18 protein-coding genes are annotated in these 26,264 nt (G+C 60.5%); 9 read left to right on the forward strand and 9 right to left on the reverse strand.

All coding sequences use genetic code 11. The features are described from left to right. Positions 1 to 136: 136 nt before the first annotated feature. The 3 genes from FHX10_RS29940 to FHX10_RS29950 are packed head-to-tail and all read right to left on the reverse strand — an operon-like array spanning position 137 to position 3,424. Complete coding sequence (locus FHX10_RS29940; protein ID WP_047618937.1) at positions 137 to 844, reverse strand: ABC transporter ATP-binding protein; 708 nt, start codon at positions 842 to 844, stop codon at positions 137 to 139. Next, on the reverse strand, positions 834 to 2,576 hold the full coding sequence (locus tag FHX10_RS29945; protein WP_063473574.1) for an ABC transporter permease subunit: 1,743 nt from the start codon (positions 2,574 to 2,576) through the stop codon (positions 834 to 836). Before FHX10_RS29945 ends, FHX10_RS29940 begins: the two co-directional genes overlap by 11 nt. A 2-nt stretch (positions 2,577 to 2,578) precedes the next feature. Further along, on the reverse strand, positions 2,579 to 3,424 hold the full coding sequence (locus FHX10_RS29950) for a branched-chain amino acid ABC transporter permease (RefSeq protein ID WP_176707320.1): 846 nt from the start codon (positions 3,422 to 3,424) through the stop codon (positions 2,579 to 2,581). A 379-nt stretch (positions 3,425 to 3,803) separates the two neighbouring features. On the opposite strand from FHX10_RS29950, the gene FHX10_RS29955 reads away from it, so the two are divergent. Beyond that, positions 3,804 to 4,805, forward strand: a complete 1,002-nt coding sequence (locus FHX10_RS29955) for a LacI family DNA-binding transcriptional regulator (protein WP_047618932.1) — start codon at positions 3,804 to 3,806, stop codon at positions 4,803 to 4,805. 199 nt (positions 4,806 to 5,004) lie between these two features. On the opposite strand, the gene FHX10_RS29960 is transcribed toward FHX10_RS29955, so the two are convergent. Beyond that, entirely contained in the window at positions 5,005 to 5,595 is a 591-nt protein-coding gene (locus FHX10_RS29960; RefSeq protein WP_246781269.1) for a carboxymuconolactone decarboxylase family protein, read from the reverse strand. Positions 5,596 to 5,713: 118 nt separating this feature from the next. Then, entirely contained in the window at positions 5,714 to 6,487 is a 774-nt protein-coding gene (locus FHX10_RS29965) for a fumarylacetoacetate hydrolase family protein (protein WP_047618929.1), read from the reverse strand. Positions 6,488 to 7,041: 554 nt separating this feature from the next. On the opposite strand from FHX10_RS29965, the gene FHX10_RS29970 reads away from it, so the two are divergent. Next, complete coding sequence (locus tag FHX10_RS29970) at positions 7,042 to 7,443, forward strand: hypothetical protein (RefSeq protein ID WP_244604832.1); 402 nt, start codon at positions 7,042 to 7,044, stop codon at positions 7,441 to 7,443. A gap of 338 nt (positions 7,444 to 7,781) precedes the next feature. Then, positions 7,782 to 8,969 (forward strand): hypothetical protein, encoded by a 1,188-nt coding sequence (locus tag FHX10_RS29975; protein ID WP_063473573.1) that lies wholly within the window; start codon positions 7,782 to 7,784, stop codon positions 8,967 to 8,969. 559 nt (positions 8,970 to 9,528) lie between these two features. On the opposite strand, the gene malQ is transcribed toward FHX10_RS29975, so the two are convergent. The 4 genes from malQ to FHX10_RS29995 form a co-directional block, all read right to left on the reverse strand. Continuing rightward, on the reverse strand, positions 9,529 to 11,394 hold the full coding sequence (gene malQ, locus FHX10_RS29980) for a 4-alpha-glucanotransferase (RefSeq protein WP_063473572.1): 1,866 nt from the start codon (positions 11,392 to 11,394) through the stop codon (positions 9,529 to 9,531). Between the two features lie 29 nt (positions 11,395 to 11,423). Continuing rightward, positions 11,424 to 13,184 (reverse strand): malto-oligosyltrehalose trehalohydrolase, encoded by a 1,761-nt coding sequence (gene treZ / locus FHX10_RS29985; RefSeq protein WP_082849647.1) that lies wholly within the window; start codon positions 13,182 to 13,184, stop codon positions 11,424 to 11,426. A 142-nt stretch (positions 13,185 to 13,326) separates the two neighbouring features. Beyond that, positions 13,327 to 15,000: a response regulator gene (locus FHX10_RS29990; protein ID WP_063473571.1), complete on the reverse strand. Its 1,674-nt coding sequence runs from the start codon at positions 14,998 to 15,000 to the stop codon at positions 13,327 to 13,329. Between the two features lie 10 nt (positions 15,001 to 15,010). Next, complete coding sequence (locus FHX10_RS29995) at positions 15,011 to 21,310, reverse strand: HAMP domain-containing protein (protein WP_063473570.1); 6,300 nt, start codon at positions 21,308 to 21,310, stop codon at positions 15,011 to 15,013. A gap of 156 nt (positions 21,311 to 21,466) precedes the next feature. Here FHX10_RS29995 and FHX10_RS30000 point away from each other — a divergent pair, with 156 nt between their 5' ends. The 6 genes from FHX10_RS30000 (at position 21,467) to FHX10_RS30025 (ending at position 26,139) form a co-directional block, all read left to right on the forward strand. Then, entirely contained in the window at positions 21,467 to 21,931 is a 465-nt protein-coding gene (locus FHX10_RS30000) for a hypothetical protein (RefSeq protein WP_080759940.1), read from the forward strand. A 74-nt stretch (positions 21,932 to 22,005) separates the two neighbouring features. Next, positions 22,006 to 22,287, forward strand: coding sequence for a hypothetical protein (locus FHX10_RS30005; RefSeq protein ID WP_048338452.1), 282 nt, complete (start codon positions 22,006 to 22,008; stop codon positions 22,285 to 22,287). A 339-nt stretch (positions 22,288 to 22,626) separates the two neighbouring features. Beyond that, positions 22,627 to 23,544 carry a metal ABC transporter substrate-binding protein gene (locus FHX10_RS30010; protein ID WP_048338451.1) on the forward strand — a complete coding sequence of 306 codons (918 nt, stop codon included), beginning with the start codon at positions 22,627 to 22,629 and terminating at the stop codon, positions 23,542 to 23,544. Next, positions 23,541 to 24,440 (forward strand): manganese/iron ABC transporter ATP-binding protein, encoded by a 900-nt coding sequence (locus FHX10_RS30015; RefSeq protein WP_048338450.1) that lies wholly within the window; start codon positions 23,541 to 23,543, stop codon positions 24,438 to 24,440. Before FHX10_RS30010 ends, FHX10_RS30015 begins: the two co-directional genes overlap by 4 nt. After that, positions 24,440 to 25,297, forward strand: a complete 858-nt coding sequence (sitC, locus tag FHX10_RS30020) for an iron/manganese ABC transporter permease subunit SitC (protein ID WP_143541136.1) — start codon at positions 24,440 to 24,442, stop codon at positions 25,295 to 25,297. The genes FHX10_RS30015 and sitC overlap by 1 nt, the downstream gene beginning before the upstream one ends. Continuing rightward, entirely contained in the window at positions 25,294 to 26,139 is an 846-nt protein-coding gene (locus FHX10_RS30025) for a metal ABC transporter permease (protein ID WP_097596088.1), read from the forward strand. Before sitC ends, FHX10_RS30025 begins: the two co-directional genes overlap by 4 nt. The last annotated feature ends 125 nt before the right edge of the window (positions 26,140 to 26,264 follow it).

The raw sequence follows: 26,264 nt of genomic DNA on the forward strand, positions 1-26,264 counted from the left end.
CGACACCAATCCAGGGACCGTCCTGAATATGTCCGTGCGGGGAACGGCGCCGTCCCCAGCGAACCTGGCAGCACCCTGACTGCCGTGTTCCGTCACGACGCGCCGAAGATGTACGGGAACTCTCCCGCTGGAATTTTCAGATACCAAGATACGCCTCCCTGATGCTTGGATCATTGATGAGAACCTCCGGCGCTCCAGAGGCCGTCACGCGACCTTGCTCGATCACGTAGGCCTGATGGGCAATTTCCAGCGCCTTGTTCACGTTCTGCTCGACGAGCAGCACCGCTACGCCTCGCTCATTGATCATCTGGATGATTTTGAACATTTCCCCGACGATCAAAGGCGACAGCCCGAGCGACGGCTCGTCCATGAGAAGCACGCGCGGCTTGGCCATCAGGCCACGGCCGATCGCAACCATTTGCTGCTGCCCACCCGACAAGGAACCCGCCAATGAATCCTGGCGCTCTTTCAGGATAGGGAAAAGCTGAAATACCTCAGCGAGCGTGGCGTCGCGCTCCGTACGAGCGACCGAGCGGTACGCACCGAGCAACAGATTGTCGAGGACCGTCATCATCGTGAAGAGACGGCGCCCTTCCGGGACAACCGCAATGCCGTAATCGCAGACCCGATGGCTCGGCACCTTGGAAACATCGTTACCCTCGATAACGATCTTTCCTTTGTGCGGGCGGAGAATTCCGGCGATGGCATTGACCAGCGTGCTCTTGCCCGCCCCGTTCGGACCGACGACCGAAACGATCTCGCCTGGCTTTACACCGATGGACAGGTCCCACAGAGCAATCGCATCTCCATAACCGACCTCGATCTTATCGACCTCAAGCAGCATCACTGGCCCCCAAATATACGCTGACCACAGCCGGATCTCTCATCGTTTCGCTTGGATGCCCAAGCGCCAGAACTTTACCCTGATCCAGCACAGCGACACGGTCCGCCAAAGCGACAACCGCCCGCATGAGGTGTTCAACGAAGATGATCGTCGTACCGCCAGCCTTGATCCGCTTGATCATTTCAACCGCGTGGTCGACCTCGGCCGGATTCAAGCCACAGAGCACCTCATCGAGCAGGAGCAGACGCGGTTTTGCGGCCAGCGCTCTCGCGAATTCGACAAACTTTCGGTCATGCAGGTTCAATGCTGCGGGGAGCACGCCGGCCTTCCCAGCCAGGCCGGTAAAGGCCAGCGCCTCCCTGGTAACCGCGTCGACCGCAGCCGCGCCCATGCCATCTGCGCTACCAAATTTCGCGCAGAGCTGAACGTTTTCGAGGACCGTCAGATTATCGAACAAGCGCGGGATCTGGTACGTCCGCGCCACGCCCTGCTGCGCGATCAGATGGGGTGACCGACCGGAAATCTCCTCGCCTTCCAGTGTTATCGTACCTGAGGTCATGGCGTAGTGGCCGCTGATCATGTTGATCAGTGTGGACTTGCCGGAGCCATTCGGCCCAACCAGAGCCAGGATTTCACCCCGCCAAACGTCCAGCGTGACGCCGGTCAGGGCGCGGATACCGCCGAAGGATTTGGTAACATTCTCGCATTTGAGAAGCACCGGATCGGAACCTGCCGCGGCTAGAGGCGCGAGTTGAGTACCGGCCTGGGCAGCCGTCTCCGGTGCGCCAATTCCGCCGCGTCTGCCGGCAAAGCTGCGGATAAGGCTGGGGACGATGCCGGACGGCAGCACGAGGATTACAACGATCAGCGCAAGAGCGACGCCGGCACGGCCGAATTCCGCATGAGCGCCGCTGACGATAGCGCTCTGCAGCACGGTGATGATGACCGCGCCGATCGCAGGCCCGGCCCAATGGCGAGCACCGCCGAGAATGCTCATAAGCACCACATAGAGAGGAACGGTCACCGCAAACGTCTCGCCAACAGTGACGTAGCCTACATATACGGCGTGAATCGCACCCATTCCGCCTGCAAGTGCCGACGAAACCGCAAACGAGATCAGCTTATAACGAAATGTCGGAACGCCTTTCACCTCTGCAACGTCTTCATCGTCGTGGATTGCGAGCAAGCCCTGACCGAATTTGCTGTGAAAGATGAAGTATGACGTCGCCAGCGAAGCAAGAACCGCGATAAGCCCGAACATGTAGAGAGAGCCGGACGCCGTCACACCGATCATCGGGATTTCGATCCCCGAGAGGAATACGCCTGTGCCCGAGTCCAGCGAGGTATTTGACACAATGGCCGCGACAACGAACGTCACCGACAGCGTCAGCAGCGCGAAGAATTCACCGCGCAGAGTTCCGGAACGGAAGACAACCAAGCCAATCAGAACGGCGATCGCGGCCGCCAGCAGTGCTGCAGCAGGTATCGTCGCGACGAAAGGCCACGACAACTGCGTCGCCAGCGTGGCGGTTGTGTAGACGCCAATCCCGAAAAACGCGGCGTGACCAAAACTCCAGTAACCCGTATAACCGCTCAGGATGCCCCAACTCGTTGCCAGCACGACCCAGAAGAAGATGATATACAGATAGGAAAGGTAGTAATCCGCCATTCCCAGGTAAGGCAGCAAGGCCAGGACCGCTACGATAGGCGCCGTGATCAGAAGCTTTTTCATTGTCAAATCACCGGTTTGCGCAAGAGGATGACGATGAGCACGCTGAATGCTACGAGCGGCGCCCAAGCGGGATTTACAACGGACATTGTAAGGCTCTCGGCCACGCCAATCAGCATTCCGGCGCCCAGCGCACCGATGGGGCTGCCCAATCCTCCAATGATGGCGACGGCAAATACGACCCCTATCCAGGCCTCGATTTGAGATGGTGCCAAAGTTCCGATCAGGGCGATGAAGACACCCGCGATACCCGCTGTCGCCGAGCAAAGGCCAGCCAGAATATATGACACGCGAGCAGAGTTGATGCCGAAAGCTGACGCTACGGGGGCGTCATGGGCGGCCGCACGCAGCGCCTTGCCGAGCATGGTCTTGTTCAACGCGTACCAGGCCGCTCCAGCAAGCACCCCGGCGCAAACAAAGGCGGAAAGATCCAGCACGGGCACAAAGATCGGACCGAGCCGGATGGTGGTCTGGGCATAGGGTGTTTCATAGCGCAGGAAGTCAGCCGACCAGATCCATTGGATCAGCGACTCGATCAGGATCGTGACGCCGAACGTCACCAGGAGAGACGCGAATTCCTTCACCTGAAAGCGCACGAACACGCTGTGCAGCGCAACGCCGAGCGCGAAAAACAGCGGCACGATCACCAGAACGCTCAAATATGCCGGGACGCCGTAAACGGTGCCAAACTGATAGGTCAGGTAAGCGCCAAGGAAGGCCAGCGCGAAGTGACTGAGGTTCACCAGCTTCAACAAGCCCCAGCTCAGGCTGAGGCCCATCGCCAGCAGGCCATACATCCCACCCAGCAAGACGCCACCGACAGCCGATTGCAAGAAAAGAGCAAGGGTCATCAGGATCCACGTCCTTCTGTGGATACGATGATCGGCTCCAGGAACACCAGAACATCCATACGTTATGCCTCCTCCCGTTTGCGCTAACGTTCGCACAACATTCGTCTCATAGCGAAGCCTGCCTGTCAACGGCGTTCAACAGGTTAATTCGCTGCCGAAGTTCGCTTCAGGCGCAGCGACAAGGACAGAGAAGTTCCGGAACGTAAGATCAAGCCTATGAGAAATTTGGAATTTTTATGACTACATCTCGTCGCCGAGCCGAAGCATTGGGGCGAAAATTAGATCGCATCGATTTGGCGAAATCGATTGTGATTTCGGAGTTTGACAACTGCGACGTCAGTGCTATCGTTGGCGAAAGTGATCATTCGAGCCAAGCACAATGGTAACAATTAAAGACATCGCCGCCACACTGCAAGTTTCACCCTCAACCGTGGGTCGCGCCCTTGCCGACGATCGACGCATCAGCGCCGAGATGAAGCGAAAGGTGAACGAAGCTGCAACTCAAGCGGGGTATATTGCCAATCGTGCCGCACGCATGATGCGTGGGGTTCAGAGTAATCTCGTTGGGCTGATCGTTCCAGATATCCGGAACAGCTTTTATTCAACTATTGCCCATGCTCTCTCGCGGTGCCTTCTTTCAGCGAATTACCAGCTGACCCTGTGCGAAACCGATGACGACAGAATGCACGAGCTTCGTCACATCAAGGAGCTCACAAGCGTCAACGTCGCCGGGATCATTCTGGTCCCGAGCGCAAAACCTCATCCCGATTCTGCGCGAATCCTGAAGATGACGCCTCACATCCAACTGCTGCGAAAGGCGCCGCTGCTCGGCGACCAATGGTTTGGGATTGATGACAGACGGGCACTTTACGAAAGCACTGAACATATCATCAATGAAGGTCACAAACGGATCGCTTATATCGGCGGCACGGAAGAGCTGCCCACTGGCGCAGCCCGCGTGCAGGGTTTCCGGGACGCGGTAAAGAGCTCCGGCCACACGATCACCGTTCATGAGGAACTGGGCGCGCCTTCGTCCACCGAATTCGGACGGGAGGCCGTGCGTCGCCTTCTTTCCTTAAAGGATCGACCGACGGCGGTTGTGATCGGTGCGGTACAAAACACTTCCGGAGTCATTGATGAAATACAGGATCAGGCTTTGCGCGTCCCCCACGACATTTCCGTCATCGGGTTCGGCGATGAGCTTGGGTATCGGTGGTGGGGGCCGGGACTGACGACAGTCCAGTTGCCTGTTTCGGAGTTGGCAACGGCTTGCGGGCTTTGGTTCCTGCATCATCTTCAGAACAAGGGTGACCTAAGCAAGCCCTACAGCTTCATCTCTCCGCCCCAGTTGGTCATTCGCGGCAGCACGAGCGCTCCGTGAACGCCGGCAGGATGTCGATCTCCCGCAGCAAGCCTCCGAATCAGAGAGAGGCGCCCGCCCTGCGACGTGCACCTCTCTTTGATTGGCTGCGATTCATATCCCAAGGCCGGACGCTGAAAGCTTTGGAATAATCTTGATGAGACGCGCCAAAACTATGCGGCAAGCCGAGGCGGACGCAGCTTCCGCGCCGCCCGCTTGCTCACCGGTATCCCTCTTCAAGATCGATCTTCAGCGCGCCCATGAGGCGAACGCCGGAATTGTACCAGGCGACGTTGATTGCGAGTTCGACAAGCTGCTTCTCCGACAGGAACTTTGCGACCCCGTTCCACACTTCATCGGAAACATCAACGTTCAGCGTGGAGTCCTTGGCAAAGGCCATCACAGCCTTTTCCTGCTCGTTAAAAAGATCCGAGTTTTCGAAATTCGGAATGGCATGGAATTGCTCCTCCGTCAGGCCCGCCCTGAGGCCATGAGAGTGATGATGCTTCACTTCGTACTCGGAGTTTGTACAGTAACCGACCGTCAGGATCGCCATTTCACGCAGCTTCGGGCTGAGGTCAGCCGCCCGGACCGCATTTGCATAGGTCAGGAAATCGTTGAGGGCTGCCGGAGCATTGGCGAGCGCGAGGAAGATATTTCCGGTCGGAACCTTCCTCTCCTTAAGCAGGCGCTCATTGAGTGCGGGTTGCTTCTCGGCCAGTTCGGTATTCGAGATATATTTTACTCGTGCCATTTCTCCACCTTCAGCTTGTCTTCGCAAATCTTCCTGCCCGAAGGTCGCCCGGTGCAAACCAGCTCACAGGCAAGTGCTAACGTTAGCATCAATAGCACTCGAGAACTTAAGGTCAACCGAAATCTTTGCCGTGAAAATGCAAGCCGTTTAGAAACAATCTCCGCTCGTGCGCCGCTTAATGCAGCGCAGGAACCACGGGATTCTTCAAAACACCGATACCGGGGATTTCCACCTCAAGATCGTCGCCGGGAACGATCGGCCCGACACCCGCAGGCGTACCGGTCATGATGACATCGCCGGCCAGCAATGTCATGAAGCGGCTCAAGTAAGCGACAATGTCAGCAACTGAATAGACGAGGTCTCGCGTATTCCCCGATTGTTTGACGGTGCCGTTCTGACGAAGGATGACGTCAAGGTTTGTCGGATCGAGATCTGTTATAATAGCCGGACCCATCGGCGCAAAAGTATCGTAGCCCTTACCCGCCAGCAGGCAACCGAACTTGCTCTCCTGCCGCTGTATGATGCGGTCGCTGATATCATTACCGCATGTGTAGCCGAGGACGTGTTGCAAGGCATGTTCCTTGCGAATGTGGCGTCCGCCTTTGCCTATGATGGCGACCAGTTCAGCCTCGTAGTGGACGATTTCGCCATCACTTGGATATTCAATCGCATCTCCGTTGCCGCTCGCAGCCGTGCTTGGCTTCATGAACAGCACCGGGAGCGTTGGCTGTTCTTTTCCGGACTCGTCGGTGTGCTGCCGGTAATTGTACGCGACCCCAAATATGCGAGGTCGCTCTATCGGGCATAGTATGCGGACGTCGGAAAGATAATCCATCTGCCCGGTTAGCTCGACTGCTTGGAAGGGATCGCCAGCAATCCGCTCGATCCTGCCCTCGCTTTCGACCCCGTAGTGAATTCCATCGGCTGACTGGTAGCGCACAATCTTCATCTTAGTCTCCAATTTTTGCTAACGTTAGCGCAATTGCAGAGGCTTCGTCAACGTTATCTCGCCTTACGGCTTTAACTAGATCACCCGCAATAAAACGGTTGCGACACCGTCAGTCGTTCGGGCCTTGCGACTTTCTCGCCGAACCCCTCAGTCGGCTATTGCCGAGAGATAATCCGCTCCTCGCCCCCAAGCCGGATCTCGACGAAATCCTCCATGCCGCTCAACTGTCGCACGCAGCACAAGCAGCAGAACCTCCGACAGCGGATAAGCCCACCCGCTCTGTGGACCGGCAAGTCATTCAGCATATGCTGAGCTACATCACAGCAGTTCGCTGCCCATGAGGTTAGCTGTCAGCAACACCGGATGCACGCAAAGCTCCACTGAATCCCTCGACGACGCTCTCGCTCCGTCCCGTCGCAATCCGCACATTGCAGATCAGAAACACCAAAATGGAAGGGGCACTCCTCGAAGCGCTTTCCTCCGACGGGCACGTCGTCCTAGCCTAGGCAAAAAACACTAAGACATCGGGCAATGCATGTGGATACGGTGAAGGCATGGCCGTATCAATGCGGGAGGATGAACGAAAGGAACGTTCGGCGATGCTAGCAAGAGCAGCGGGATATGCAGGGGCGGCAATCGCCGCTCTGTGGGCGGCCCGTCAACTAAACCGAATTTATTCATTCCCCGAACCGCTTGATGCTGAACTCATGAATGTTGCGAGAAATTTTGGCATTTTCATTCTGCCAGCGCTCGTTCTGCTGTTGGCAGGACCGTTCAGGATGTGGTTCGACAGATTTGCGCCGCTTTATCCCTTGGTGCTCGGCGCCGGCGTCCTCAACATCTATCTGCAGAATGATGCGCTTGCCGCCGGTCTGCCAATCATCGTGCTCGTCTATCCCTTTCTGGTAATCTTTGCGCTCGCCTATCTGTTGCGCGGGCGAGTGCCGCGGGCTTAGAAAAGCTGGACCCCCCATTCCGGTGCATCTGACAACACCCATATTTCCGGTTTGGCATCCGAATTCAAAGGGTTGCAAGAATCGAAGAAATACACTTTATGTGTGAGAATGAATCGCAAAACCACCCCTGCTAGAGAAAATGCTGCCGCCCACGGCCGGCGTAGGGATGGCCATTTTTTGTCAGCCCTGGGGTTGCGGCTGATCCGAACCTTATCGCCCCCCAATTAGCTTACCTGATCACCAGGACATGCATTCGCCTCTCCGTTCTCAGCGTGGGAGAGACACGTCCGGATAATGTTCACAAACCTCGCATCTACTTTCTCCATAAGGACATCTCGATGAAGCCCATACGCAATCTCCACATGATGATGGCAAGCGCCGCATTCCTGACGCTCGCCGGCCCGGCGCTTGCCCTTGATGGCGCCGACATGATGAAGAAACTCAATGCCGCAACCAGTGCCGGCGGTACGGTCATCACTTTTGAGAACGCGGATGTCGACGGCGACACGGTAACGGCGACAGGCGTCCAGGTGGGATATGCGAACCTGCCCGGCGACACGCTGAAAATCGGCGACCTCACCTTCGAGGGCGTCGAGGAAACCGAAGGCGGCGGCTACTACGCCAAGGGCGTCTCTTTCCCGGATATCGATATGAGCCAGGAGGAAGGTCGTTTTTCCGCAAAGGACATCCTGATCGTCGGCCTCACGATCCCCGCCAATGCATCAGGCGACACGCTGAACGATATCCTCCTCTATGAAACCGTCAGCACCGGCCCAATCGCTCTCAACATCAAGGGCAAGGACGTGCTTGCTATCGAGAGTATCGAGTCAAACCTCGGACGCCAGGACGGCGGCTTTGCCTATGACGCCAATGTCGCCGGCATCAAAGCCGACCTGTCGCAGGTCGAGGAGGCGAGCGCGAAGGAAGCCATCGCGAAGCTCGGGCTGACGACGCTCGACGGCACCGTGACGATGAAGGGCAACTGGGAGATCGAAAACGGCAAGGTCGCCGTCGACGAATATGCCTTCGATTTCAAGAATATCGGCCGGCTGAATTTCGCCGTCGACTTCTCCGGTTACACGCTGAGCTTCATCAAATCGCTGCAGCAGGCGGTGAAAACCGCCGAGGCCAATCCGAACAAGGAAGAGGCCAACCAGGCCGCCGGCCTTGCGATGTTGGGGCTGATGCAGCAGCTGACGTTCAACAGCGCTTCGATCCGCTTCGACGATGCCTCGATCACCAAGAAGGCACTTGACTATGCTGGCTCGCAGCAGGGCGTCACGGGCGATCAACTGGCGCAATCGCTGAAAGGTCTTGTGCCGATGATGACGGCACAGCTCAACCTACCCGAGCTGCAAAACCAGGTGTCGGCCGCCGTCAACACCTATCTCGACGGTCCGAAAAATCTGACGATCAGCGCCGCGCCGGAAAAGCCGGTTCCCTTTCCGATGATCATGGGTGCTGCCATGGGTGCACCGAACACCATTCCCTCGGTGCTCGGCGTCAAGGTCACCGCGAACGACTAGAGCAATTCCAGCAAAAGGGCGTCGCAGTTTTGCGTCCGGACTTGCGTGAAAACAAAGAGATAGCATTTCCGTGATTCGGAGAAAAACGGAAATGCTCTAGGATCTTTGCTCTAGGATCTTTGCAGGGCGCTTCACGAACGCCGGCTGCCGGAGGCGGGTTATCTGCCAACCTGCCTCTGGATCAGCCCCTTCAGGAATTGCTCTAGAACTCGTCGCTGCGACGCTTCACGGCGTGCTTCAGAGCTACCATATGCCTTCGCCGCTCCAGCACATAATCGGCATATCCGACGCAGATGAACAGCAATGTCGGCCGGCGTATATGATGATCAGCGCCAATGCGATAAGGATGAATGCGGTCGTCATGGTCGTATTTTCCATCAATATTAGGCGCGCCGCATCTGAAGCGGCGAAACGGACGGAGCCTCGTCTCGACGATCCCTGTCCTTATTCCTTCAAAATTCGCCGGCCTGCTATTCGTTCCCTTCCCGATCGATTTCCATTCGTTTGGGATGCCCGATCGAGCGACAATGACGAAGCTGACGGCTCGCCCCAACCTCGATCAGTCCCGTGGCCGTTCCTCCCGCATTGCCGCCGTCACGCTCTTGAGCAGCGGGCTCGACATCAGATCCCCGAGCAAAAACGATAGCTTCGGCTTCCAGTTCGGATAGCTGTCACTGGTGCCGGGAACATTGGTCGGTCTCTTCTCGTCGGTAAGGTCGGCGAGACGGACCACGGCGAGAAGCGAGGGTGTCCTGGCGATGAAGCGATAGGCGCTCACGGTCAATTCTCTCAGCGTCCGCTCGCTTGCTTTCGCGCGCGCGAGGCGGGCCGGCAGATCGAGGCCGGCGAGCTTGAAGGCGGCCTTCAGGTTTCTCCGTTCTCGCTTGCGGTATTCGCGATGTTTTTCGGTGAGATCGGCCGGCACGATGCCGTGGTCGGAGCGGGCCTGAATGTCGGCGCCACGCCACCAGCCGGCAAGCGTCTGATGGTCGTGGGTCGAAATGCAGGCCAAAGCGAGGACGGGATAGACGTCCGCCGGCTTGAAACCCTGTTCGTCCTGTTCATAGGAAAGAATGCGATAGGAGAGAATGTGGGCCGCCGCCAGATCCTCCTGCAATCCCTTGGGGATCAGCCCCAAATCTTCTCCAATGACCAGGCAGCGATGTTCTGCGGATAGCTCGGCGAGGATCTGCAAAAGCCGATCCTCGGGATAGCGGACAAAGGCGCCTTTGTCCGGCCTGCTGCCTAATGGCACCAGGAAGAGGCGGCGAAGCGCTGCGGCGTGGTCGATGCGAATGGCGCCCGCATATCGCATGGCAGCGCTCACCATCCGCCGGTAAGGCGACATTTCTCCTGAAGCGATTGCCGAAGGCAGGTATCCGGCGAGGTGCCAGTCCTGCCCGTCCACGGCGAAGGGATCGGGCGGGCTGCCAATTGTGGCCTTCGAGACATAGATGTCAGGCTCGCTCCATGTCGCCGAACCGTCGACCGCCTCGCCGACGGCCAGATCGAGATAGAGCCCGATCCGCAGGCCGGCCTTCCCAGCCCGGTCCGCCGCCTGCGTTAGCTGCCGATGGGCGAGCCATTGCAGCCACATGTGGAAGCGGACATCGTCCGCATGCCCACGCTCGAATTCGGCGACAGCGGCGCTGTCGAAGTGCTGGAAGTCTGCCGGCCAGCTTTGCCAGCCGGCGCCCGAGCCGCGCTCGACCATGGAAAAGGAGAGGCATTCGAAAAGCGCGTGAAGGCGCAGGCTGTCGCCGCCTTGCGCAACAAAAGCGTCGAAATCGGCCGGGTCGTATGTTTTGTCACTGACGCGGCGCTGTCGCCAGGCCGGCCAGAGATTGCGAAGGGCCTCGAGCTTGATCTCTGCTACTCCGACGTAATCGACGAGATCGGTTTGGCGAAGGCTTGCCAATTGCCGTTCGAGTTCCGGACTACAGACAAAACCCGGCAATCGGTCGACCGCGATATAGAGCGGGTTGAGATGCTGGCGGCTCGAGGGCTCATAGGGGCTGCAACGCTCGGGATCCGCGAGAAACGGCGCGTGAAGCGGGGTGAGGCCGATGAAATCGGCGCCCAGCGATCCCATGAGATCCGCCATATCGGCCAGATCCTCGAAGTCTCCTATGCCCCAGTTGCGTGCCGAACGGAGCTCGTAAAGCTGCAGGCTCACACCCCAGACCCGCGTAGCGGAAAGGAAATCCGGCAGAAATGACGTGGGAATCTTCCTGCGTGCCGGCCTAGGCTCCCGCCGCGGCGCGCCGGCCTCGTGATCGACCGCTCCCGTCACGTCGATCTTCAATGCCGAGAGGATCTTCCGCTTGGTCTCGCCCGATACCGTCACCTCCCGGTTGTCCGGACTGGGCCTGGTCGGGCTGATGCCGTGCCGGCGAGCGAGCTTGTCGAACTCAGCGGATTTCATCGTTCGATCGCCTTCCTGTCAGCCCGCCCTCACGCTTCGCTGATGCTCCACATCACCGTCCAAGGCGCGAGATTATCGCCGTCGCTGCCGCCGAGACGGAAGATCGTCTCAGCGTCGTCCTGCTGCAAGGAGAGCGGCACCGCCTCGTTGCCGAGATTGGCGCGCAGATGAAGACGCCGGTTTTGCGCCAGGGTCCAATCCACCGCGAGCGCGCTTCCGGCTGAGCGATAGACCGCCTTTCCGGCGCCGGCGCCTTTCAGCAAGGGCACGATCCTTCGGTGCCGGAGCCCGAGAAGCGTCCTGTAAAAATCAAGAACATCGGAGGAAGCGCATTTCGACCAATCCAGCTTGGCGGCGGCAAAGGTCGATGGCGCCGTCGGGTCGAGAAGATCGTCTGCGTCGAAGCCCGGCAGACGCGACAGCTCCTCGCGGCGGCCTCTTCTGACCTTCTCGTTCAGATCCTCGTCGAAATCGCAGAAGAAGGGGAAAGGCTCTCTGGCGCCCCATTCCTCGCCCATGAACAGCATCGGGATCTCGGGCGCCAGCAGGTAGATTGAAGTAACGGCCTTGACGGCATCCACCGGGCTCGAAGCCAGAACCCGGTCCCCCAGCGCCCTGTTGCCGATCTGGTCGTGGTTCTGGATGAAGGAGATGAAAGCGGTGGGCGGCAGGTGACCGCTCGGCCTGCCGCGGCTTCCGCCGCGATAGGGCATATGCTCTCCCTGAAACACGAAGCCTTCCGCCAGCGCCCGGCCGAGCTTGCCGGGGTCTTCGGCATAATCGGCATAATAGCCGAAGGTTTCGCCCGTCGCGGTGATATGCAGCACATGGTGCACGTCGTCGTTCCATTGTGCGGTGAAGAGGCTCGCCTCGCCGTTTTCGTCACGCGACAACAACTCGCTGTCGTTTTCCTCGTTTTCGACGATCAGGTGAATATGCCGACCGACCGCCGCCGCCCTGACGCGGCGGGCAAGCGCGTGAAGCAGATGCTCGGCGCTGTCGTCCTTGATGGCATGGACGGCATCGAAGCGGAAACCATCGAGCCTGAATTCGGTGATCCAGTAGAGGGCATTCTGAATGATGAATTCACGGATCATCGCCGATCCGTCGCCGTCGTAATTGACGCCGTGGCCCCAGGGCGTCTTGTGGTGGTCGGTAAAGAGCGGCGCGTAGGACGGGATAAAATTGCCGTCCGGTCCGAAGTGATTGTAGACCACATCCAGGAAAACCGAGATGCCGCGCGCATGCGCTGCGTCCACCAGCGCCATGAAATCTTCCGGACGGCCATAACTGCTGTCCGGAGCGTAGGGAAGCACGCCGTCATAGCCCCAGCCGTAGCGGCCCGGGAATTCGCCGACCGGCATGATTTGCAATGCCGTGACGCCCAGTTGCTGCAGATGGTCGAGACGCTCGATCGCCGCCCTGAAACTGCCCCCAGGCGTGAAGCAGCCTATATGCATCTCATAGATGACCATCTCCTCCCAGGGGCGGCCCGCCCAGGCATCCGTCTTCCAGCGACAGGTGGCAAGGTCGATCACTTCGCTCGGACCGTGCGCATCCTGCGGCTGAAACCGCGAGGCGGGGTCCGGAACTTCGGAGCCGTCCGGCAGGACAAAGCGATAAAGCGTACCGGCATGGGCATCCGCGACCGCACAGCGGTGCCAGCCATCGTCAGCCGCCTGCATTGGGCGCAGGCCAGCGCCTTCGAGCTTCAGCGACACGCTATCATGCAAGGGAGCCCAGAGGCGAAACAGAATGCCCTCTTCGGTGAATGCGGGGCCGAACGTCATTTTGGTCAAGGGAAAGCCTTCGATGAAATCGGGATGGGATTTGGGTAACTTTTGCCGGAGCAAAAAGTTTCGTCCGCAAGCGGACGCACGAAAGCGGCCGCTGTCACCAGGATGGCCGGGCCCGGTCGCCTTACGCTTTGAGTCAGGCCGCCGCGACTTTGCCTGAGAGCGCCTGGTCCATGGCCGCCTGGAGTTGCTCCTGCGTGAATGGCTTCTTCATCCGCAGCATCCGGCCGAGGCCATGGTCTTCGGAAAACTCGGCATAGCCAGAGGCAAGGATGATCGGCAGGCCTGGAAAGGAAGAGCGAAGGTGACGCGCAAGCTCCGCGCCCGTCATACCCGGCATGGCATGATCGGTAATGACGAGATCGCAATCCTGTCCGCCGGCAAAGAATTCCAAAGCCTGGGACGCGGAAGACGCTTCCTGCGGCAGGTGCCCGAGATCCTCCAGCATCGCTACGGTTCCCGTCCTGACCAGCGCGTCGTCGTCGACGACGAGAATGGCAAGCGGCCGAGACGAGGGTTTCAACGGCTCCGTCGCCGAAGGCTCGACGGCAGGCAACACATTGACGAAGGTTTCGGCGACGGGCAGCCACAGGCATATGGTCGTGCCCTTGCCCCTTACGCTCGATATCTGGATCGAGCCGCCGGATTGCGCCGCCAGGCCATGAACCATCGACAGGCCCAGACCGGTGCCCTTGCCGACCCCTTTGGTGGTGAAAAACGGTTCGGCAGCACGCGAGACCGTTGCCTCGTCCATTCCCTCGCCATCATCCGACACCGATATCCTGATGTAATTCCCGCCCGCGAGGCTGGCCGGCCGGCTCTCTTCGGCCGCCGCGGCAACCGTCACGGCGCCGCCACTTTCGAGTGCGTCCCGGGCATTGACGAACAGATTGAGCAGCGCCAGTTCCAGCTGGTTGCTGTCGACCAGCAGGGGCGCGAGATCCGCCGGGATGCTTTTGCGGATTTCGATGCGCGGCCCCACCGCCTTGGCGAGGAGATCCTCGACGTTTTCGAATAGCCTGAGGAAATCCACCGCCTGCGGCTTGAGCTCCTGACGGCGCGCGAAGGCAAGCAGGCGCTGGGTCAGTGCCGTGCCGCGCTCGGCCGCCTGGATCGCGTTCGTCACCAGGCGTTCGCTGCGTTCATCCGGCGGAAGCCGTTTCTTCAGAAGATTTAGGCTGCCGAGAACCGCCATCAGGAGGTTGTTGAAGTCGTGGGCGACGCCACCCGTGAGGTGACCGATCGTGTCGAGCTTCTGCGCCTCGAACAGCTGTGCGAGCGCCTCCTCGCGCTCCCGTGTCCTTTGATCGATCCGATGTTCGAGCTCTTCGTTGAGTTCACGCAACTGCGCTGCCGAGGCCTCGAGCTCGGCTGTGCGCTGGTGAACGCGGGCCTCCAGCTCGGCGTTCAGGCGTTCGAGCTCCCGCGTCTTCCTGTAGAGATCGGCAAAGACCCGCACCTTGGCTCTCAGCACCTCCGGGACGATCGGGACGGAGACGTAGTCGACCGCGCCCACCGCATAACCACGCAGCCGATCCGGTTCGGCGAGCATGACGGCGGAGACGAAGATGATCGGCGTGTTCTGATAGCGCGGATGCTGCCGGATCATGCTGACGAGCTCGAACCCGTCCTGTTCAGGCATGCAGACATCGACGAGGATCACCGCGATTTCGGTGCGCAACAGGTGCTCGAAGGCCTCGCGGGCGGATTGCGCCTTGATGAGGTTTTCTTCGAGTTCTTCGAGAATGACCTCGTAACTCAGGAGCTTGGCCGGCTGGTCGTCGACGAGGAGGATGTTGACGGGGTTCATGGCCAGATCCTCAACGATGCAGCCACATGCGAAGAGCCGACAGAAGCTGTTCGGTATTGACCGGCTTCGCCAGGTAGTCCGAGGCGCCCGCTTCCAGGCATTTCTCGCGGTCGCCCTTCATCGCCTTGGCCGTCAGCGCCAGGATCGGCAGCCGCCGGAACCGGGGCTCCGAACGGATGACCTGCATCGTCTCATAGCCGTCCATTCCAGGCATCATGATGTCCATCAGCACGATCGCGACAGAGGGTTCGTTGTTGATGACGTCGATGGCTTCGCTGCCGGTCGTCGCGGTCAGCACCTTCATTCCCCGGCGTTCGAGGACACTGCTCAAGGCGAAGATGTTGCGGGCATCGTCGTCGACGAGCAGGACGGTTTCACCGACCAGATCCTCATCCGAGCTGTGCAAATCCCGCAGAGTTGCCTGCTTTGCGGCCGGCAGGTCGGCGACGACCCGGTGCAGGAACAAGGCCGTCTCATCCAGAAGGCGCTCAGGCGACTCGACGCCCTTGACCACGACGCTGCGGGCCATGCTGTGCAGCGTCGCGTCTTCCTCGGCGGAAAGCTCCCGGCCGGTGAACACGACCACCGGCACCTCGCCGATCTCGGCGTCGTCGCGAATCTGCTCCAGCACGTCGAAGCCGGACATGTCGGGAAGGGAAAGGTCGAGCACCACGCAGTCGGCGGCATTATGCCGAAGGACGGCGAGAGCCTCCGATCCGGAGCCGACGCTGGTGATATCGATGTCGTCATGTCCGAGAAGGGCGGTGACGCTCAGACGCTCGGCCTCGTTGTCTTCCACGAGCAGCAGATGCTTGCGGCGCGGCTGCGCATAGGCCTTCAATCGCGACAGCGCCTTGCCAAGCCCTTCCGGCGTCGTCGGCTTGCTCATGAACGCGAAGGCGCCGCGGGTCAGACCATGCTGGCGATCCTCGTCGAGGCTGATGATCTGGACTGGAATATGCCGCGTCTGCGGATTCTGCTTGAGCTGGCTGAGTACGGTCCAGCCAAGCATGTCGGGCAGGAAGATGTCGAGCGAGATCGCCGCCGGCCTGTAGTCCTGGGCGAGTGCAAGCGCATCGCTGCCGCGCATCGCCACCAGAACCTTGAAGCCGTTGTCGCGGGCGAGATCCACCAGGACGCGAGCATAATGCGCATCGTCCTCGACGACGAGCAGCACCGAGTCGCCGGCTGCTATCTGGTGGCGATCGTCTTCGACATGTTCGGCAGGTTTTTCGGCCCGGCGGCTGGCGGCCGCTTCGGCGAATTCCACGACATTTGCCGGCGGAACGGACTTCGGCGCAACCGCGCCGGCGCCGACATAGGTGAGCGGCAAGTAAAGGACGAAGGTGCTGCCAACCCCGGGCGTGCTGCGCAGCTGGATCTCACCGCCCAAGAGGTTTGCCAGTTCGCGGCTGATCGCCAGGCCGAGGCCGGTACCGCCATATTTGCGGCTCGTCGAAGCATCCGCCTGCTGGAAGGCCTCGAAAATGATGCGCTGCTTTTCAGGCGGTATGCCGATGCCGGTATCGACGACCTCGAAGGCGATCACCGAAGGCGCGTGCTTGAGCGAGGGATGATCGGACGACCAGCCGCTCGTTGCCGCAGCGACGCGAAGCGTCACGCCGCCCTGCGCGGTGAACTTGAAGGCATTCGACAGCAGGTTCTTGAGGATCTGCTGCAACCGCTTCGAATCCGTGATGAGGCTCTTTGCGACATCGGCGCCGACATCGACTGCGAAAGACAGGTTGCGGTTTTCGGCCTCGTGCCGGAATGGCCGCGCCATCATCTCGAGCAGGTTGCTGACGAAGATCTCCTCGGCATCGACCGAGACCGTTCCGGACTCGATCTTCGACAGGTCGAGAATGTCGCTGATGAGGTTCAGCAGATCGGTGCCCGCGCCGTGGATCGTCTTGGCGAACTCGACCTGTTTCCCCGACAGATTGCCATCCGGATTTTCTCCGAGCTGCTGGCCGAGGATGAGGATCGAATTCAAAGGTGTGCGCAGCTCATGCGACATGTTGGCGAGGAATTCGGATTTGTACTTCGACGTCAGCGCGAGCTCGGTTGCCTTTTCCTCCAGCGCGCGCCGGGCCTGCTCGATCTCCTGGTTCTTCGCCTCGACTTCGACGTTGCGTTCCTCCAGCTGCTGCGCCTTCTGCCCGAGCTGCTCGTTGGTCTGCTGCAACTCGCGCTGCTGCGTCTGAAGCTCGGCGGCAAGCTGCTGGGACTGCTTGAGCAGGCCTTCGGTCTGCATGGTCGCTTCGATGGAGTTGAGGACGATGCCGATCGATGTCGTCAGCTGATCGAGGAAGGACAGCTGCAGCTCGGTGAATTCGCCGGCGGAGGCAAGCTCGATGACCGCCTTCACCTGGCCCTCGAAATGCACCGGCAGCACGATGGCGCTTCTCGGCAGGGTGGTGAACACCCCGGAACTGATTGGAACGACGTTATCGGGGAGGTCGGTGACCAGGATGCGGCGGGCGTCGCTGGCGCATTGCCCGACAAGTCCCTGGCCGAATTCGAGCCGGGCCGGATGCGCCGCCTCAACCCCTTGCGCATAGACGGAGAGCAACGACAAGACCGGCTGCCGCTCGTCGGCATCCACCTGGTAGATGACCCCCTGATGGGCGCCGACCAGAGGTGCGAGCTCCGACAGCAGCATCTTGCCGACCAGTGTCAGGTCGCGCTGGCCCTGCAGCATATTGGTGAAGCGCGCCAAATTGGTCTTCAGCCAGTCCTGCTCGGTATTGCGCTCGGTGGTCAGGCGCAAATTGTCGATCATCGTGTTGATGTTGTCCTTGAGCTCGGCCACTTCGCCGCGCGCGTCGACCTTGATCGAGCGCGTCAGGTCGCCCTTGGTGACGGCGGTCGCCACTTCGGCAATGGCGCGCACCTGCGTCGTCAGGTTGGCGGCCAGCAGGTTGACGTTGCCGGTCAAGTCCTTCCAGGTGCCTGCTGTGCCCGGAACATTCGCCTGACCGCCGAGGCGGCCTTCCACGCCGACCTCGCGCGCCACCGTGGTCACCTGATCGGCAAAGGTCGCAAGCGTGTTGGTCATGTTGTTGATGGTTTCGGCAAGGGCGGCCACCTCGCCCTTGGATGCGACGGTGAGATTCTGCTTGAGGTCGCCGTTCGCCACCGCCGTCACCACCTTGACGATGCCGCGGACCTGCTCGGTCAGGTTGGCGGCCATGACGTTGACGGTGTCGGTCAGGTCCTTCCAGGTGCCGGCGACACCCGGCACCTGCGCCTGGCCGCCAAGCTTGCCTTCGGTGCCAACCTCGCGGGCAACACGCGTCACTTCGCCGGCGAAAGCATTGAGCTGGTCCACCATCGTATTGATGGTGTTCTTCAGTTCGAGAATTTCCCCCTTCACGTCGACGGTGATCTTGCGCGACAGGTCGCCGCGCGCCACGGCCGTCGTCACTTCGGCGATGTTTCGAACCTGGGTCGTCAGATTGGCGGCAAGCAGGTTGACGTTGTCGGTGAGGTCCTTCCAGGTGCCGGCGACGCCGGGAACGACGGCCTGGCCGCCGAGCCTGCCATCGGTACCGACTTCGCGGGCGACACGCGTCACTTCGCCGGCAAAGGAGCGAAGCTGATCGACCATGGTATTCAAAGTATCCTTCAGGAGCAGGATTTCGCCGCGCACGTCGACGGTGATCTTGCGCGACAGGTCGCCATTGGCGATCGCGGTCGCGACCTCGGCGATGTTGCGCACCTGCGCCGTCAGGTTGCCGGCCATCGAGTTGACGCTGTCGGTCAAGTCTTTCCAGGTGCCGGCGACACCGGAGACCTGCGCCTGGCCGCCAAGCTTGCCTTCGGTGCCGACTTCGCGCGCCACACGCGTCACTTCGCCGGCAAAGGCGTTCAGCTGATCGACCATCGTGTTGATGGTATTCTTCAGTTCGAGGATTTCCCCTTTCACGTCGACGGTGATCTTGCGCGACAGGTCGCCGCGCGCCACGGCGGTCGTGACTTCGGCGATGTTGCGCACCTGGCCGGTGAGGTTGGAGGCCATGGAATTGACGTTTTCGGTGAGGTCCTTCCAGGTGCCGGCGACGCCCGGCACCTGCGCCTGACCGCCGAGCTTGCCTTCGGTGCCGACCTCGCGCGCGACGCGCGTGACTTCGGAGGCAAACCGGTTCAGCTGATCGACCATGGTGTTCAGCGTTTCCTTGAGCTCGAGGATTTCCCCCGAGACCGACACCGTGATTTTCTTCGACAGGTCGCCATTGGCGATCGCGGTCGAGACTTCGGCGATGTTGCGCACCTGTGCCGTCAGATTGCCCGCCATGGAATTGACGCTGTCGGTCAGGTCTTTCCAGGTGCCGGCGACGCCAAGCACGTTCGCCTGGCCGCCAAGCCGCCCTTCCGTGCCGACTTCGCGCGCCACGCGCGTCACCTCGCCGGCAAAGCCGTTGAGCTGGTCGACCATGGTGTTGATGGTCTCCTTCAGTTCGAGGATTTCCCCCGACACGGTGACGGTGATCTTCTTGGAAAGGTCTCCCTGGGCGACGGCGGTCGCGACTTCGGCGATGTTGCGCACCTGCCCCGTCAGGTTGGAGGCCATGGAATTGACGCTGTCGGTCAGATCCTTCCAGGTGCCGGCGACGCCGCGCACATTGGCCTGGCCGCCAAGTCGCCCTTCCGTTCCCACTTCGCGGGCCACACGTGTCACTTCCGAAGCGAAGGCGTTCAGCTGGTCGACCATCGTATTGATGGTTTCCTTCAATTCGAGAATCTCGCCCTTCACGTCGACGGTGATCTTCTTCGACAGATCGCCATTGGCGATCGCGGTCGAGACCTCGGCGATGTTGCGGACCTGCGCCGTCAGGTTGCCGCCCATCGAGTTGACGTTTTCGGTCAGATCCTTCCAGGTGCCGGCGACGCCGCGCACATTGGCCTGGCCGCCGAGCCGGCCTTCCGTACCCACTTCGCGGGCCACGCGGGTCACTTCCGAAGCGAAGGCGTTCAGCTGATCGACCATCGTGTTGATGGTCTCCTTCAGCTCGAGGATTTCGCCTGACACCGTCACGGTGATCTTCTTCGACAGGTCGCCATTGGCGATCGCGGTCGAGACCTCGGCAATGTTGCGCACCTGTGCCGTCAGGTTCGAGGCCATGGAATTGACGTTGTCGGTCAAGTCCTTCCAGGTGCCGGCAACGCCCGGCACCTGCGCCTGGCCGCCGAGCCGCCCCTCGGTGCCGACTTCACGCGCCACACGCGTCACTTCGCCGGCAAAGCCGTTGAGCTGGTCGACCATCGTGTTGATGGTTTCCTTCAGCTCCAGGATTTCACCCGAGACGTCGACGGTGATCTTGCGCGACAGGTCGCCGCGCGCCACGGCAGTGGTCACCTGGGCGATGTTACGCACCTGGGCTGTGAGGTTGCCGCACATGGCGTTGACGCTGTCGGTCAGATCCTTCCAGGTTCCGGCCACACCCGGCACCAGCGCCTGTCCGCCAAGCTTGCCTTCGGTGCCGACTTCGCGGGCGACGCGCGTCACCTCCGAGGCGAAGGACCTGAGCTGGTCGACCATCGTGTTGATCGCTTCTTTCAGTTGCAGGATCTCGCCGCGCACGTCGACGGTGATCTTCTTGGAGAGGTCGCCATTGGCAACGGCGATCGTCACCTCAGCGATGTTGCGCACCTGCGCCGTCAGGTTCGACGCCATCGAGTTCACGCTTTCGGTGAGGTCCTTCCAGACACCCGTCACTTCGGGCACCTGCGCCTGTCCGCCGAGCTTTCCGTCCGTGCCGACCTCACGGGCAACGCGCGTCACTTCCGATGTGAAGACGCTCAGCTGCTTGATCATCGTGTTGACGATATCGGCCGAGCGCAGGAATTCGCCTTTGAGCGCCCGCCCGTCGACATCGAGCGGCACGGTCTGCAACAGGTCGCCCTTGGCAACGGCCGTGATCGTCCGGGTCACGGCCGTCGTCGGCCACAGGAGATCGTCGATCAGGCCGTTGATCGATCCTTCCATCTCGGACCAGGAACCATCAGACAGGCCGAAGCGCACGCGCGTGCTCGTTCGCCCGTCCCGGCCGACGACCTGACCCACATGCTCGAGCTGCTGGGCCATGCGTTGATTGGCGGCAATGATGTCGTTGAGAGCGTCGGCGACCTTGCCGGTGACGCCTGTGAGATCCGACCGCATCCGCACGGAAAAATCGCCGCGCCTGACCGCGACAAGGACCTCCAGAAGCGCGCTGGCGTCGTCGAACGCCATCGTCTTGTGGTCGTGCCCATTGATGCTGTCCGGCGTGATGCTATCCCGCGAAAATTCACTGGCTTGATTACTCACGAAAATCCCCCCTGTTCGACTGGAGATAATTTAGTGCCCGAGTGGAAAAAGGGTATGGCCGGACCGCGCGGTTGTACAGACCGATATGTCCTGCCGTCAGCCGTAAACTTCGCCTGCGCGGGAACAGTTTCCCGCCGGCCGTCGTTTCCACCCCGAATGGAGAGCGACATGTCGAACGTCTCGAGAACAGGCAAGGAAGAGATCAACAACGCGACCAACCCGAACACGTTTGGAAAGTCGGTCGAGAGCCAGGCGCAAATCGAGGACGCGGCTGCGCAGGCGGCGTCCGGCGCTGGCGGCGAAATGCTCAACATCTACCGATTGGAGCCCATCGCGGCGCCTGACGATCCGCGATGGGACAATTCCCCAGGGCACGGTATTGTCATCGTCGCCGCCAGGACGGCGGGCGACGCCAGGATCGTCGCTGCGGCTCGTGAGCTCGACTTCATGGAAGTGGATGCGGCGCCCGCCGAGGATGTCACAACGGCCAATGCGAGCGCCTTTCGGGACGACAAGCTCTACACCGTCATCGAGATCGATCGGAACCGGCGCGATGTCACGCGCGGGATCGTCGACGGTGAAGTTACCGTCGACACGATCCGGCCGGTTCAACCGGACTGACGTAGCAATGTCCCGGCGCAATCGGCGATGCGCCGGAGCGTCATCAAGTGGCCCCTCGTTTCCTCGGAGCTCTTATGAACACGGCCAACCTTCAGCTCAAGGGCCTGATCATGGCAATGGCGTCGATATGCGACGCAATCGTCGAGAAGGACCTGCTCACCCGTCAGGAACTCAATGCCGCGCTCTCGAAAGCCAAGAAGGCCATCGAGGAGGACGACGACCATGAGCTCTCGGATGCCAACCGCGCCGCGATCCTGTTTCCCATACGAGTGCTGCTACTCGCCGAGGAGGCAAGCGGGAGAGGCGAACAGTTGACGTTTTCGGATTATGCCAAGCTCGTGGGAAAGATGAGCTGATGACCATGTTCGAGTCGCGGTCCCCGCTCCGCGCCTCAGTGGCAGGCTTAGATGGTCTGAAATCAGTCGAGCGGTTGCAACCGGCTCGGTCTGTTCCTCTATAGATCCGCGATAGAAACCAACGCGTTGTTCGACGCGTGTCGGCGGGAACAATTCTCGTTCCGCTCCTTTCTCGAAAATCCTTGTTGCAAATCAGTCGCAATTGCAGAATAGATAGGGGCAGGCTTATCAGCAGCAATTGCCAATGCGTCGCATTTGCATCAGCGGACTGATTGCGGTCGACGCTGCGCCAAGGCGAGATCGGGAAACGATGGATGACGCAAAGAGAGAGGAAAGTTCATGCTTAGTCGAATGAGACGCCGGGTCGTAACCGGGCTGGCGGCCATCGCCGCACTCGGCGTGATGGCTGGCGGTGCCGCCGCGCAGGAGAAATTCAAAGCTGTGACCACCTTCACCGTCATTGCCGACATGGCCAAGAACGTGGCCGGTGAAGCGGCGATCGTGGAATCGATCACCAAGCCGGGTGCTGAGATTCACGAATATCAGCCGACGCCCGGCGATATCCAGCGGGCGCAGGGCGCGCAGATCCTCCTGTCGAACGGGCTCAACCTCGAGCTATGGTTCCAGAAATTCTATCGGAATCTCAAGGATGTTCCCGACGTCGTGGTCTCGACCGGCGTCGAGCCGATGGGCATCAGTGAAGGTCCCTATAGCGGCAAACCCAATCCGCATGCCTGGATGTCGCCGAAGAATGCGATCATCTATGTCGACAACATCCGCGACGCCTTCGTCAAATACGACCCGAAGAACGCCGCGATCTACAAGGCCAATGCCGAGGCCTACAAGAAGGAGATCGAGGCGACCATCGCGCCGATCCGCGAGAAGCTCGATACCATTCCCGAGGACAAGCGCTGGCTGGTGTCGAGCGAAGGCGCATTCTCTTATCTCGCCCGCGACTTCGGCTTGAAGGAGCTCTATCTGTGGCCGATCAATGCCGATCAGCAGGGCACGCCGCAACAGGTCCGCAAAGTCGTCGATGCCGTCAGGGCCAATAAGATCCCTGCCGTGTTCAGCGAGAGCACGGTGTCGGACAAGCCGGCCCGCCAGGTCGCCCGCGAGACCGGCGCCCGTTATGGTGGTGTTCTCTATGTCGACTCCTTAAGCGACGCTGACGGTCCCACGCCGACCTATATCGACCTGTTGCGCGTGACCTCCGACACTGTCGTCAAGGGCCTAGCCGAAGGCCTGTCGCAATGAATGCGATCGTCTCCCCGGTTTCCCCCGCATCTTCGGATGTGGGGGCCGGCATTTCCGTGAGGGATGCCACGGTCACCTATCGCAACGGCCACACGGCGCTGCGCGACGCCAGCTTCCAGACACCCACTGGCACCATCACCGCGCTCGTCGGTGTCAACGGTTCCGGCAAGTCGACCCTGTTCAAGGCGATCATGGGCTTCGTGCGTCTGGCCAGGGGGGAGATTTCGGTGCTCGGCATGCCGGTCGAACAAGCGCTGCGGAAAAATCTCGTCGCCTATGTGCCGCAATCGGAAGAAGTCGACTGGAATTTTCCGGTGCTGGTCGAGGACGTCGTCATGATGGGGCGCTACGGCCACATGGGGATGATGCGAATACCGAAGGCGGCCGACCACGAAGCCGTGTCCAAGGCGCTCGCCCGCGTCAACATGAGCGAATACCGCAAGCGTCAGATCGGCGAGCTGTCCGGCGGCCAGAAGAAGCGCGTCTTCCTCGCTCGGGCGCTGGCGCAGGACGGTCGCGTCATCCTGCTCGACGAGCCTTTCACCGGTGTCGATGTCAAGACCGAAGAGGCCATCGTCAAGTTGCTCCGCTCGCTGCGCGACGAAGGCCGGGTGATGCTGGTCTCGACGCACAATCTCGGCAGCGTGCCGGAATTCTGCGACCGCACGGTGCTGATCAAAGGCACCGTATTGTCCTACGGACCGACAGACGAGACCTTTACGCAGGAAAATCTCGAAAGAACCTTCGGCGGGGTGCTTCGCCATCTCGTGTTGAATGGCTCCGGCGGCAAGCCATATCCCGTCGGCATCCTCACTGACGACGAGCGGCCGCTGGTCCTGCGGGAGGGCAAGCTGCTCGCGCCGGCCCCGGCGAACAAAAGCGATGGACAAGCCTGATGGCCGGCATTCTCGAACCCTTCACCTATGACTACATGCTGAACGCCATGTGGGTATCGGCTCTTGTCGGCGGTGTCTGCGCCTTCCTCTCCTGTTACCTGATGCTCAAGGGCTGGTCGCTGATTGGCGACGCACTTTCCCATTCCATCGTGCCGGGTGTCGCCGGCGCCTACATGATCGGACTTCCCTTCTCGATCGGCGCTTTCTTCTCCGGCGGCCTGGCTGCCGCAGCGATGCTCTTCCTCAACCAGCGCACCAAGCTGAAGGAGGACGCCATCATCGGCCTGATCTTCTCCTCATTCTTCGGGCTTGGCCTGTTCATGGTATCGCTCAGGCCGACTGCCGTGAACATCCAGACGATCGTGCTCGGCAATATCCTCGCGATCACGCCCGAAGACACGCTCCAGCTTGCCATCATCGGTTTCGTTTCGCTCGCCATCCTGCTGGTGAAATGGAAGGACCTGATGGTCGTTTTCTTCGACGAGACCCATGCCCGTTCAATCGGACTTAACCCGACGCGGCTCAAGATCATGTTCTTCACGCTGCTGTCGGCATCGACGGTCGCGGCACTCCAGACCGTCGGCGCCTTTCTCGTCATCTGCATGGTGGTGACGCCGGGCGCGACGGCTTACCTGCTGACGGATCGCTTCCCGCGGCTGCTCGTCATCGCCGTGGCGATCGGGGCAGCGACCAGCTTCATCGGCGCCTATGTGAGCTATTTCCTCGACGGCGCGACCGGTGGCATCATCATCGTCCTCCAGACGCTGATCTTCCTTGCCGCCTTCTTCCTGGCGCCGAAGCACGGAATGCTGGCAAGCCGGCGCAGAGCCGCACAAGCTCTGGAGGTATCCCCATGAATGGTCTCACCGCCCTGCTGGCGCCGTTCCAGTTCGATTTCATGATCAACGCCCTGATCATCTCGGTGCTGATCGCCATCCCGACGGCGCTGCTCTCCTGCTTCCTTGTGCTCAAGGGCTGGGCGCTCATGGGAGACGCCATGAGCCATGCCGTATTCCCGGGCGTGGTCATTGCCTATATCGCGGGCTTTCCCTTCGCCATCGGCGCCTTTGCAGCCGGGATGGTCTGTGCGCTTGCCACCGGTTTCCTCAAGGATAACAGCCGCATCAAGCAGGACACGGTGATGGGCATCGTGTTTTCGGGCATGTTCGGGTTCGGCCTGGTTCTCTATGTGAAGATCCAGTCCGAGGTGCATCTCGACCACATCCTCTTCGGGGACATGCTCGGCATCGGGTTTCCCGACATCGTGGAGACGGGAGCCGTTGCGATGCTGACGGCCACCATCATCGCCGTCAAGTGGCGTGACCTGCTGCTGCATGCGTTCGATCCGGCGCAGGCCAGAGCGGTCGGACTGAGGGTGAATCTCCTTCACTATGGCCTGCTCTGCCTGCTCTCCTTGACGATCGTGGCTGCACTCCGGTCGGTCGGGATTATTCTCGCCATTTCGCTGCTGATCGCACCAGGCTCCATCGCTTATCTGCTGACGCGCCGATTCAGTGCGATGCTCGCTCTGTCGGTCGCAATCGCGGTGGTCATGGCCTTTGCCGGCGTCTATCTTTCCTTCTTCATCGATAGCGCACCCGCTCCGACCATCGTTCTTCTGTTCGCGATCGCCTTCGTTGGAGCCTTCCTCCACGCCACCCGCAAGACCGCGCGCATCGAAACGAGCGAGGTAACCTGAGGAACCGGCGTTGCCCCGGCGCATGTGCTCTGCTCTCGAATTTTGCGATAAGTTGATTTATTCTGTCTTGTTTTCTGGCTACTCCCAAGGCTATACCCCGGCCGCATACACTCACGCACCGGGGA

It is taken from the genome of Rhizobium sp. BK591 (assembly GCF_014195045.1).
GTDB lineage: Bacteria > Pseudomonadota > Alphaproteobacteria > Rhizobiales > Rhizobiaceae > Rhizobium > Rhizobium anhuiense.

What these genes read in the sequence shown, in the direction of transcription:
- FHX10_RS29940 (WP_047618937.1), bottom strand. Translation starts at nt 844, where the DNA reads ATGCTGCTTGAGGTCGATAAGATCGAGGTCGGTTATGGAGATGCGATT.
- FHX10_RS29945 (WP_063473574.1), bottom strand. Translation starts at nt 2,576, where the DNA reads ATGAAAAAGCTTCTGATCACGGCGCCTATCGTAGCGGTCCTGGCCTTG.
- FHX10_RS29950 (WP_176707320.1), bottom strand. Translation starts at nt 3,424, where the DNA reads ATGACCCTTGCTCTTTTCTTGCAATCGGCTGTCGGTGGCGTCTTGCTG.
- FHX10_RS29955 (WP_047618932.1), top strand. Translation starts at nt 3,804, where the DNA reads ATGGTAACAATTAAAGACATCGCCGCCACACTGCAAGTTTCACCCTCA.
- FHX10_RS29965 (WP_047618929.1), bottom strand. Translation starts at nt 6,487, where the DNA reads ATGAAGATTGTGCGCTACCAGTCAGCCGATGGAATTCACTACGGGGTC.
- FHX10_RS29970 (WP_244604832.1), top strand. Translation starts at nt 7,042, where the DNA reads ATGGCCGTATCAATGCGGGAGGATGAACGAAAGGAACGTTCGGCGATG.
- FHX10_RS29975 (WP_063473573.1), top strand. Translation starts at nt 7,782, where the DNA reads ATGAAGCCCATACGCAATCTCCACATGATGATGGCAAGCGCCGCATTC.
- malQ (WP_063473572.1), bottom strand. Translation starts at nt 11,394, where the DNA reads ATGAAATCCGCTGAGTTCGACAAGCTCGCTCGCCGGCACGGCATCAGC.
- treZ (WP_082849647.1), bottom strand. Translation starts at nt 13,184, where the DNA reads ATGACGTTCGGCCCCGCATTCACCGAAGAGGGCATTCTGTTTCGCCTC.
- FHX10_RS29990 (WP_063473571.1), bottom strand. Translation starts at nt 15,000, where the DNA reads ATGAACCCCGTCAACATCCTCCTCGTCGACGACCAGCCGGCCAAGCTC.
- FHX10_RS30000 (WP_080759940.1), top strand. Translation starts at nt 21,467, where the DNA reads ATGGAGAGCGACATGTCGAACGTCTCGAGAACAGGCAAGGAAGAGATC.
- FHX10_RS30005 (WP_048338452.1), top strand. Translation starts at nt 22,006, where the DNA reads ATGAACACGGCCAACCTTCAGCTCAAGGGCCTGATCATGGCAATGGCG.
- FHX10_RS30010 (WP_048338451.1), top strand. Translation starts at nt 22,627, where the DNA reads ATGCTTAGTCGAATGAGACGCCGGGTCGTAACCGGGCTGGCGGCCATC.
- FHX10_RS30015 (WP_048338450.1), top strand. Translation starts at nt 23,541, where the DNA reads ATGAATGCGATCGTCTCCCCGGTTTCCCCCGCATCTTCGGATGTGGGG.
- sitC (WP_143541136.1), top strand. Translation starts at nt 24,440, where the DNA reads ATGGCCGGCATTCTCGAACCCTTCACCTATGACTACATGCTGAACGCC.
- FHX10_RS30025 (WP_097596088.1), top strand. Translation starts at nt 25,294, where the DNA reads ATGAATGGTCTCACCGCCCTGCTGGCGCCGTTCCAGTTCGATTTCATG.